This is a genomic window from Paraburkholderia nodosa DSM 21604 (genome assembly GCF_000519185.1).
Classification (GTDB): domain Bacteria; phylum Pseudomonadota; class Gammaproteobacteria; order Burkholderiales; family Burkholderiaceae; genus Paraburkholderia; species Paraburkholderia nodosa.
The window spans coordinates 159,387-169,418 of sequence record NZ_JAFA01000018.1 but is presented as its reverse complement, the minus strand read 5'-3'; the positions used below and the strand labels follow the sequence as shown (position 1 = coordinate 169,418).

The window sequence follows — 10,032 nt, the reverse complement described above, 5'->3', positions numbered from 1 at the left end:
TGCGCGGGCGAGAGATGCGCCATCTTGTTGTAGGCGCCGCGCAGCTTGAAGGAGAACACCGGCTGGTTGTCCTCGCGCTTGAGGAACACGGCGTTGCGCAGGCGCGCCGAGAGGTTCGGGGCGCGCTCGAGTTCGGTCTCGCGGGCAACATCGTAGACGCGGGCGGTGAGGATTTTCTTCAGGTAATCGTCGTGAGAGGCCATGCGAGGGCGCGCCGGGCGCGGTTTCAGGGCGGGAAAGCGTAAATGATAGCGCCAACGGCTCCCGCGCTGGCAGGGCAGGCGGCTGGCGCGGGATGCGGCGGCGCGATTCGCCGACCGGTCGGAAGGCAAATCATCGTCAAAGCGCGCGCAATCCGGCGCGAATCGTCCGTCAACGCAGGTGAATCTTGTGTGTTCACCAGGTTCCCACGCCGCGTCAGCGCGGGTGCGGATCATGCGGTAAAATCCTTTTTCGAAACAAGGATCGGATGATGCACTGGCAACCTCGGACAGCCCATTTGATGTCCGCACGGCGCGTAACCCGCCCGGCGGCGCAGCGGCACGCCCGCCACGCACGATCGTGTCGCTAAATCCGAGCGCCGGGGAACCATCGGCGTGAGCGTTGCCGCCATGTGCCTCCCCACCCCTTTCGTCCGCAGCCTGCCACAGGCGGACACGATTTCAGAATAGCGCCCCACGCGCCCCGTCAGTATCCGTTGCAGCGGCCGCGAGCCGTGCGCGGGACTGGCCCAAAGAGTCGTCCAACCATGAACGCACCTCAAGTTTTCGATCCTCACGGCGCCGCCACCGCCGTGGCCGCCGACGTCGAACCGCGCCTGCGCGAGATTCCCTATAACTACACGTCGTTTTCGGACCGCGAAATCGTCATCCGCCTGCTCGGCGAAGACGCATGGAACGCGCTCGCCGAACTGCGCGCGGAGCGCCGCACCGGCCGCTCGGCGCGCATGCTCTACGAGGTGCTGGGCGACATCTGGGTCGTGCGCCGCAACCCGTATCTGCAGGACGATCTGCTCGACAATCCGAAGCGCCGCGCGCTCCTGATCGAGGCGTTGAACCACCGCCTCGCCGAAATCGAGAAGCGCCGCCGCGCCGACCTGCAGGAGCATGCAGACAAGGAAGGCGTGGACCGCGCCGCGCGCGTGGAAAAACTGGTCAGCGCCACGCGCCGCGCCATCGACGCCTTCGCGGGCGAGTTCGAGAAGATGGCCGACCTGCGCCGCCGCGCGACGAAGGTGCTCGGCAAGCGCACAGCGAAGGACAACATCCGTTTCGACGGCCTCGCGCGCGTCTCGCACGTGACCGACGCGACCGACTGGCGCGTGGAATATCCGTTCGTCGTCCTCACGCCCGATACCGAAGCCGAAATCGCCGGCCTCATCAAGGCCTGTTTCGAACTCGGCCTCACCGTGATTCCGCGCGGAGGCGGCACGGGTTACACGGGCGGCGCAGTGCCGCTCACGCCGTTCTCGGCCGTGATCAATACCGAAAAGCTCGAGCAGCTCGGTCCGGTCGAGATGACCGACCTGCCGGGCGTGAACCGCAAGGTCGCGACCATTTTCTCGGGCGCGGGCGTGGTCACGCGCCGCGTGACCGAGGCCGCCGACGCCGCGGGCTTCGTCTTCGCAGTCGATCCGACTTCGCTCGATGCGTCCTGCATCGGCGGCAACGTCGCGATGAACGCGGGCGGCAAGAAGGCGGTGCTGTGGGGCACGGCGCTCGACAATCTCGCCTGGTGGCGCATGGTCGACCCGCAGGGCAACTGGCTCGAGGTCACGCGTCTTGACCACAACATGGGCAAGATCCACGACATTCCCGTGGCGCGCTTCGAGCTGAAGTGGTTCGACGGCGAATACGCGCCGGGCGAAAAGCTCCTGCGCTCCGAATCGCTCGATATCGAAGGCAAGCGCTTCCGCAAGGAAGGCCTCGGCAAGGACGTCACCGACAAGTTCCTCGCCGGCCTGCCGGGCGTGCAGAAGGAAGGCTGCGACGGGCTCATCACGTCCGCGCGCTGGGTGCTGCACAAGATGCCCGCGCATACGCGCACGGTGTGTCTGGAGTTCTTCGGCCAGGCGCGCGAGGCGATTCCGAGCATCGTCGAGATCAAGGACTACCTGTTCGAAACGTCGAAGCAGGGCGGCGCGATTCTCGCGGGTCTCGAGCACCTCGACGAGCGCTATCTGCGCGCCGTTGGCTACGCGACCAAGAGCAAGCGCAACGCGTTTCCGAAGATGGTGCTGATCGGCGATATCGTCGGCGACGACGCCGATGCCGTGGCCACCGCGACTTCGGAAGTCATCCGCATGGCCAACGGCAAGAGCGGCGAAGGCTTCGTCGCGGTGTCCGCCGAGGCGCGCAAGCGCTTCTGGCTCGACCGCAGCCGCACGGCCGCCATTGCCAAGCACACCAACGCGTTCAAGATCAACGAAGACGTCGTGATTCCGCTCAACCGCATGGGCGAGTACACGGACGGCATCGAGCGCATCAACATCGAACTGTCGATCAAGAACAAGCTGCAACTGGTCGACGCGCTCGAAGCGTTCTTCAAGGCGGGCAAGCTGCCGCTCGGCAAGACCGACGACGCGAACGAGATTCCCTCGGCGGAACTGCTCGAAGACCGCGTTCAGCAGGCGCTCGACCTGCTCAAGCGCGTGCGCGAGCGCTGGACCTTCGTGGGCGAGAAGCTCGATCTGTCGCTGCGCGAGGCGCAGCACTACCTCGTGCAGCTGGGCTACGAGGCGCTGGCGGAGAAGTTTGCCGACCGCGTGGACGTGCAGCCCGACGCCAACGTCTTCCACGTGACGCAGGACCGCACGGTGCGCATTTCGTGGAAGCAGGAGATCCGCGGGGAACTGCGCAAGATCTTCAACGGCGGCGAATTCAAGCCGATCCTCGACGAGGCCCAGGCGATCCACAAGAAGGTGCTGCGCGGCCGTGTGTTCGTGGCGCTGCACATGCACGCCGGCGACGGCAACGTGCACACGAACCTGCCGGTCAACTCCGACAACTACGAGATGCTGCAGGACGCGCACCATGCGGTCGCACGCATCATGAAGCTCGCGCGTTCGCTCGACGGCGTGATCTCGGGCGAGCACGGCATCGGCATCACGAAGCTCGAATTCCTCACGGAAGACGAGATCGCCGAGTTCCGCGCCTACAAGCAGCGCGTCGATCCGCAAGGCCGCTTCAACGCGGGCAAGCTGCTCGAAGGCGCCGACCTGCGCAACGCCTACACGCCGTCGTTCGGCCTGATGGGCTACGAGTCGCTCATCATGCAGCAGTCCGACATTGGCGCAATTGCCGATTCGGTGAAGGACTGCCTGCGCTGCGGCAAGTGCAAGCCGGTGTGCGCGACCCACGTGCCGCGCGCGAACCTGCTCTACAGCCCGCGCAACAAGATTCTCGCGACCTCCTTGCTGGTCGAAGCATTTCTGTACGAAGAGCAGACGCGCCGCGGCGTGTCGATCAAGCACTGGGACGAGTTCAACGACGTGGCCGACCACTGCACGGTCTGCCACAAGTGCGTGACGCCGTGTCCGGTCAAGATCGACTTCGGCGACGTGACCATGAACATGCGCAATCTGCTGCGCAAGATGGGCAAGAAGAAGTTCAACGCGGGTAACGCGGCGGGCATGTTCTTCCTGAACGCCACGAACCCGCAGACCATCAATCTCGCGCGCACCGCGATGATGGGCGTGGGCTACAAGGCGCAGCGCCTTGGCAACGACCTGTTCAAGAAGTTCGCGAAGAAGCAGACGGCGCTTCCGCCCGCATCCACGGGCAAGCCGGCCGTGGTCGAGCAGGTGATCCACTTCGTCAACAAGAAGATGCCGGGCAACCTGCCGAAGAAGACGGCGCGCGCGTTGCTCGACATCGAAGACAACAAGATCGTGCCGATCATCCGCAACCCGAAGACGACGAACGTCGACTCGGAAGCGGTGTTCTACTTCCCTGGCTGCGGCTCGGAGCGTCTGTTCTCGCAAGTGGGCCTCGCCACCCAGGCGATGCTCTGGGAAGCGGGCGTGCAGACGGTGCTGCCGCCGGGCTACCTGTGCTGCGGCTATCCGCAGCGCGGCTCGGGCCAGTACGACAAGGCCGAGAAGATCGTCACCGATAACCGCGTGCTGTTCCATCGCGTCGCGAACACGCTCAACTACCTCGACATCAAGACCGTCGTGGTGTCGTGCGGGACGTGCTACGACCAGCTCGCGGGTTATGAATTCGACAAGATTTTCCCGGGATGCCGCATCATCGACATCCACGAGTTCCTGCTGGAGAAGGGCATCAAGCTCGACGGCGTGACGGGCACGCGCTACATGTACCACGACCCGTGCCACACGCCGATCAAGACGATCGATCCGGTCAAGCTCGTCAACGAGCTGATGGGCTCTGAACACGACGGCTACAAGATCGAGAAGAACGATCGCTGCTGCGGCGAATCGGGCACGCTGGCCGTGACGCGCCCGGACATTTCGACGCAGGTGCGTTTCCGCAAGGAAGAGGAAATCCGCAAGGGCGCGGCGAAGCTGCGCGGCATTCCGATCGTCGGCAACGGCGCGAACGGGGTGCAGCCGGCGACGCAGCAGGAAGCGGGCGGGCAGGGTACGACGCAGGACGTCAAGATTCTGACGAGCTGCCCGTCGTGCCTCCAGGGTCTGTCGCGGTACAACGAAGACGCCAACATCGAAGCCGACTACATCGTGGTGGAAATCGCCCGACACCTGCTTGGCGAAAACTGGATGGCGGACTACGTTCAGAACGCGAACAATGGCGGAATCGAGCGCGTGCTGGTCTAATGGCAGCGCTCAATTTTCGGTGAACGGGTTCGAGGACGACGATGACATGCGTATTCTGCAGTGAGGAAGGCGGCGATGTGCTGTGGCAGGACGAGCGCATGCGTGTCGTGCTCGCGACTGCCGAGGCCGACTATCCCGGCTTTTGCCGGGTCATCTGGAATGCGCACGTCGCCGAATTCTCGGACCTGGGCGCGGCCGACCGGGAACATCTGATGCGGGCGGTGTACGCCGTCGAGCGTGCGCTGCGCCGCGTCATGCATCCTTCGAAGGTGAATCTGGCGAGCCTTGGCAACCAGGTGCCGCACGTGCACTGGCACGTCATTCCGCGCTTCACGAACGACGCCCATTTCCCGCTGCCCGTCTGGGCGCCGCGCCAGCGCACGGTGTCCGAGGCGATGCTGGGCCAGCGCCGCGCGCAAGCCACGCTGCTGCGTGACGCGGTGCGACAGGAAATGGAGCACGCTTAAGGCCTGAGCGGGCGGGGGGCGGTGAGCGTCCAATGCGCGTCCATCGCGCGTCCAACAGCAGGAACGATCATGAGTGGACTGAAATCCGATACGCCGGTGCCAACCGGCGTCGTGGTGCACGCCGTCTCGCGCGTGCTGGAACTCCAGTATGCGAACGGGGAGAGCTATCGCGTGCCCTTCGAGCTGATGCGCGTGTATTCGCCCTCGGCGGAGGTGCGCGGGCACGGCCCCGGCCAGGAAACGCTGCAGACCGGCAAGCGCGAGGTGACGATTACGGCGCTTGAAGGCGTCGGCAACTACGCGCTGCAGCCCACGTTCTCCGATGGCCACAATACCGGCATCTACTCGTGGGACCAGCTCTACGAGCTCGCCACGCGCCAGGACGAACTCTGGGCGGAATATTTCGCCAGCCTGAAGGCGGCGGGCGTCGAGCGCGACGCTCCCATGGCGGCGCCCCCTGCCGCGCATGGCCACTGCCACTGACGCTTCCTGTTACGATCCAGCCCCGCCGCTTCTCTGACAGAAGCGGCGCAGCACCCAATAGAACACCCTTCCGCGAAAGGACGAGCGCGATGAGCAAAACCCACTTCGGCTATCAGACAGTCGACGAACAGGACAAGGCGAAGAAGGTGGCCGGCGTGTTTCACTCGGTCGCCTCGAACTACGACCTGATGAACGATCTGATGTCGGGCGGGCTGCACCGCGCGTGGAAGGCGTTCACGATCGCGCAGGCGAACATCCGGCCCGGCGCGAAGGTGCTCGACATCGCGGGCGGCACCGGCGACCTTTCCATGGCGTTCGCGAGGAAAGCGGGCCCGACGGGCGAGGTCTGGCACACCGACATCAACGAGTCGATGCTGCGCGTGGGCCGCGACCGCCTCATCGACAACGGCGTGATCACGCCGGCGCTGCTTTGCGACGCCGAGAAAATTCCTTTTCCGGACAACTACTTCGACGTGGTGACCGTGGCTTTCGGGCTGCGCAACATGACGCACAAGGACGCCGCGCTCGCCGAGATGCGTCGCGTGCTCAAGCCGGGCGGCCGTGTGCTCGTGCTCGAATTCTCGAAGGTCTGGGAGCCGCTCAAGAAGGCGTATGACGTGTATTCGTTCAAGGTCCTGCCGTGGCTTGGCCGGCGCTTTGCACAGGACGCGGACAGCTACCAGTACCTCGCGGAATCGATCCGCATGCATCCGGACCAGGAAACACTCAAGACGATGATGGAACAAGTCGGCCTTGAAGCCGTCAAATATTACAATTTGTCAGCTGGCGTGGTAGCCTTACACGTCGGCACAAAGTATTAGTGTTCCCAACTTACTGTCTTTAAAGGAATTTCCACCATGTCTGAGCCCCGAATCGATGCTTCCAAAAAGCTTTCATCGTCATGGGCCAGACGAATCGGCGTCCTGGCTCTTGCCGGCGTGATGATTGCCGGCAGCCTCGCGTCGTTCGATGCGGAGGCTCGCCGCATGGGTGGCGGCCGCAGTTTCGGCAAGCAGTCGTCGGTGGCCTCGCAGCGCAGCACCACGCCGCCGCCGGCCCAGCCCAGTCCCACGAATCCCGCGCAGCAGGCCGGGGCCCAGCGCGCTCCCGGCACGCCGGCTCCCACGCCTGCGCCCGCACCGGCGCGCAATCGCTGGCTTGGGCCGATCGCGGGCCTCGCGGCCGGTCTCGGCATCGCCGCGCTGCTTTCGCACTTCGGTCTTGGCGAGGCGTTTGCCGGCATGATGGCCAACATGATCGTAATCGCGATCATCGCCTTTATCGCCGTCTGGCTGATCCGCAAGTTCATGAGCCGCCGCCGTGCCGCGGAACCCGCGTACCAGGGCGGGTACTCGTCGAACAGCCTGAACTCGTCATCGGGCGGATATCAGCCGCAGGAGCCGCGCTACACCGCGCCGCCCACGGGGCAGTACCTCGCGCCTGAAGCCAATCCGCTGAGCACGCCGCACATCGACACGCCTGCTGCTGACGTCGCGTCAATTCCGGCCGGCTTCGACACGGAAGCCTTCGTGCGTAACGCGAAGGTCTACTTCGTGCGCCTGCAGGCCGCGTGGGACGCCGGCAACATGGACGACATCCGCGAATTCACGACGCCCGAGATGTTCGCCGAAATCCGCGTCGATCTCGCGGGGCGCGGCGCGCAGTCCAACCAGACCGACGTCGTGCAGCTCAACGCGGACCTGCTCGGCGTGGAAGAGCGCGGCAGCGAGTACCTTGCGAGCGTACGCTTCTCCGGCCTGATTCGCGAAGCCATGGGCGAGCCGGCCGCACCGTTCGTCGAGGTGTGGAATCTCTCGAAGTCGCGCACCTCGGGCGAAGGCTGGCTGCTCGCGGGCATCCAGCAGGTCGAATCTCACTGAGCCAGCACTGGGGCCGCGCGTCTCGTGATTTGATTCAGATCACGGAGTGTGGCGCCTTCGAGCGGCCGCGCGGCATTGGACAGGGCAGGACGGCGGCGCGATCCTGTGGCTCGAACGTTACAATAGGAACCCGCCCGGGCTTGTGCCCGAGCGGGTTTTCTTATTCCATGCCGATGACTCTTGCCGCCAAGCCCTTCGCCGCTGCCGTCAATCACCTGCTCGCCCGCGAAACGTGGGCCCGTGAGCGTCTCGCCCCTTATGCCGGCAAGACGGCCCGTCTCACATGCCCGCCCATCGTGCTCACGCTGCTCGTGCAGCCGGACGGCTATCTGGGCGCGGTCGAGGACCACGATGCAGGCGACGTCGATGTGACGCTGTCGCTGCCCGCAGGCGCGCTCTCGTCGTTCGTGCAGGGCGGCCAGGCGGCCGTGATGAAACACGTGAAGATCGAGGGCGATGCCGAGTTTGCCCAGGTCATCGGCAAGCTCGCCGAGCATCTGCGCTGGGAGCCCGAAGAGGACCTCGCGAAGCTGATTGGCGACGCGCCGGCTTCACGCATCGCCACGCTCGCGCGCGCCGCGGGCGAGCAGGCCCTGCGCACCGGGCGCAACGTGTTCGGCTCGGTCACGGAATATCTGCTCGACGAAAATCCGCAGCTCGTGCGGCGCGCCGAACTCGACGGCTTCAATGAAGAACTGTCGCGCGCACGCGATGCGCTGGCACGCGTGGAAAAGCGCATCGAGCGGCTCGAACAAAAATCACTGGCCAGCGGCGGGAGCCAAAGCGCTGCGCCGCGCGGCTCGCGCTAGTCAACAGGCCCCCCAGACATGCGTTTTCTGCGTTTCCTCAAGATTTTCTTCACCGTCATCCGCTTCGGCCTGGACGAGATGATGTTGAGCCGGATCAACGACCGGCGTGTGGCGCTGCTCCTGCGCATCACCACGATCGGTCGTCGCTTCGACGACCCGCCCGGCTTGCGTCTGCGTCTCGCGCTGGAAAGCCTCGGCCCGATCTTCGTGAAATTCGGCCAGGTGCTGTCTACGCGCCGCGACCTGCTGCCGCCCGATATCGCCAACGAACTTGCCAAGCTGCAGGACCAGGTGCCGCCGTTCGAATCGACCGTGGCGATCGGCCTGATCGAAAAGTCGCTGGGTGCGCCGGTCGACGCGATCTTCGACGAGTTCGAACGCGTGCCGGTGGCGAGCGCGTCGATTGCCCAGGTGCACTTCGCCAAGGTGAAGTCGGGCCAGCACGCGGGCAAGCCGGTGGCGATCAAGGTGCTGCGCCCGAACATGCGTCCGGTGATCGATTCCGACCTCGCGCTGCTGCGCGACATCGCCGTGTGGGCCGAGCGCCTGTGGGCCGACGGCAAGCGCCTGAAGCCGCGCGAAGTGGTGGCCGAATTCGACAAGTACCTGCACGACGAGCTCGACCTGATGCGCGAAGCCGCCAACGGCAGCCAGTTGCGCCGCAATTTCGCGGGCCTCGACTTGTTGCTCGTGCCGGAAATGTACTGGGAATTCAGCACGGCCAACGTGCTCGTGATGGAGCGCATGGTCGGCGTGCCGATCAGCCAGGTGGACAAGCTGCGGGCGGCGGGCGTGGACATTCCGAAGCTCGCGCGCGAGGGCGTGGAGATCTTCTTCACGCAGGTGTTCCGCGACGGCTTCTTTCACGCCGACATGCACCCCGGCAACATACAGGTGAGTCTCGATCCCGCGCATTTCGGCCGCTATATCGCGCTCGATTTCGGCATCGTCGGCGCGCTGTCGGACTTCGACAAGAACTACCTCGCGCAGAACTTTCTCGCGTTCTTCAAGCGCGACTATCACCGCGTGGCGACGCTGCATATCGAATCGGGGTGGGTGCCGCCCCATACGCGCGTGGAAGAGCTGGAAAGCGCGATTCGCGCCGTGTGCGAACCGTATTTCGACCGGGCGCTGAAGGACATTTCGCTCGGTCAGGTGCTGCTGCGCCTCTTCCAGACCTCGCGGCGCTTCAACGTGGAAATCCAGCCGCAGCTCGTGCTGCTGCAAAAGACCATGCTCAACGTCGAGGGCCTCGGGCGCTCGCTCGATCCGGAGCTCGATCTCTGGAAAACGGCGAAGCCTTATCTCGAGCGCTGGATGACCGAGCAGATCGGCCTGCGCGGCTGGTACGAGCGCTTCAAGATCGAAGCGCCGCAATGGAGCAAGACGCTGCCGCAATTGCCGCGCCTCGTGCACCAGGCGCTGCTGCACCGCCAGGAGCCGGGCGGTTTCGCGAACGACGAGACGATTCGCGCGATGCTCGCCGAGCAACGCCGCACGAATCGCCTGCTGCAGGGCCTGCTCGTGTTCGGCGTGGCCGTGGGCGTGGGCATGGTGGCCGCGCGCGTGTGGCTCGCGTTCGCCTACGGCGGCTGACG

8 protein-coding genes are annotated in these 10,032 nt (G+C 65.0%); 7 read left to right on the top strand and 1 reads right to left on the bottom strand.

The genetic code is table 11. The features are described from left to right. Positions 1-437 (bottom strand): pyridoxal-phosphate dependent enzyme (locus A3CW_RS53930; protein WP_245623735.1); only part of this gene is annotated, 437 nt, incomplete at its 3' end. 311 nt (positions 438-748) lie between these two features. On the opposite strand from A3CW_RS53930, the gene A3CW_RS0125155 reads away from it, so the two are divergent. The 7 genes from A3CW_RS0125155 (at position 749) to ubiB (ending at position 10,030) form a co-directional block, all read left to right on the top strand. Further along, positions 749-4,795, top strand: a complete 4,047-nt coding sequence (locus A3CW_RS0125155; RefSeq protein WP_028206028.1) for a DUF3683 domain-containing protein — start codon at positions 749-751, stop codon at positions 4,793-4,795. A 41-nt stretch (positions 4,796-4,836) separates the two neighbouring features. Further along, on the top strand, positions 4,837-5,262 hold the full coding sequence (locus tag A3CW_RS0125150) for an HIT family protein (RefSeq protein ID WP_028206027.1): 426 nt from the start codon (positions 4,837-4,839) through the stop codon (positions 5,260-5,262). Between the two features lie 69 nt (positions 5,263-5,331). Beyond that, positions 5,332-5,745 carry a gamma-butyrobetaine hydroxylase-like domain-containing protein gene (locus A3CW_RS0125145; protein ID WP_028206026.1) on the top strand — a complete coding sequence of 138 codons (414 nt, stop codon included), beginning with the start codon at positions 5,332-5,334 and terminating at the stop codon, positions 5,743-5,745. Positions 5,746-5,834: 89 nt separating this feature from the next. After that, the gene (gene ubiE, locus A3CW_RS0125140) at positions 5,835-6,566 is read left to right on the top strand and encodes a bifunctional demethylmenaquinone methyltransferase/2-methoxy-6-polyprenyl-1,4-benzoquinol methylase UbiE (protein ID WP_028206025.1); all 732 of its coding nucleotides are present in this window, start codon (positions 5,835-5,837) and stop codon (positions 6,564-6,566) included. Between the two features lie 36 nt (positions 6,567-6,602). Next, positions 6,603-7,625 carry a Tim44 domain-containing protein gene (locus tag A3CW_RS0125135; protein WP_028206024.1) on the top strand — a complete coding sequence of 341 codons (1,023 nt, stop codon included), beginning with the start codon at positions 6,603-6,605 and terminating at the stop codon, positions 7,623-7,625. A 173-nt stretch (positions 7,626-7,798) separates the two neighbouring features. Further along, entirely contained in the window at positions 7,799-8,434 is a 636-nt protein-coding gene (locus A3CW_RS0125130) for a ubiquinone biosynthesis accessory factor UbiJ (RefSeq protein ID WP_028206023.1), read from the top strand. 18 nt (positions 8,435-8,452) lie between these two features. Beyond that, a complete protein-coding gene (ubiB, locus tag A3CW_RS0125125) occupies positions 8,453-10,030 on the top strand; it encodes a ubiquinone biosynthesis regulatory protein kinase UbiB (protein WP_028206022.1) in 1,578 nt (525 codons plus the stop codon). Positions 10,031-10,032: the final 2 nt, after the last annotated feature.

What these genes read in the sequence shown, in the direction of transcription:
- ubiE (WP_028206025.1), top strand. Translation starts at nt 5,835, where the DNA reads ATGAGCAAAACCCACTTCGGCTATCAGACAGTCGACGAACAGGACAAG.
- A3CW_RS0125145 (WP_028206026.1), top strand. Translation starts at nt 5,332, where the DNA reads ATGAGTGGACTGAAATCCGATACGCCGGTGCCAACCGGCGTCGTGGTG.
- A3CW_RS0125155 (WP_028206028.1), top strand. Translation starts at nt 749, where the DNA reads ATGAACGCACCTCAAGTTTTCGATCCTCACGGCGCCGCCACCGCCGTG.
- A3CW_RS0125150 (WP_028206027.1), top strand. Translation starts at nt 4,837, where the DNA reads ATGACATGCGTATTCTGCAGTGAGGAAGGCGGCGATGTGCTGTGGCAG.
- ubiB (WP_028206022.1), top strand. Translation starts at nt 8,453, where the DNA reads ATGCGTTTTCTGCGTTTCCTCAAGATTTTCTTCACCGTCATCCGCTTC.
- A3CW_RS0125135 (WP_028206024.1), top strand. Translation starts at nt 6,603, where the DNA reads ATGTCTGAGCCCCGAATCGATGCTTCCAAAAAGCTTTCATCGTCATGG.
- A3CW_RS0125130 (WP_028206023.1), top strand. Translation starts at nt 7,799, where the DNA reads ATGACTCTTGCCGCCAAGCCCTTCGCCGCTGCCGTCAATCACCTGCTC.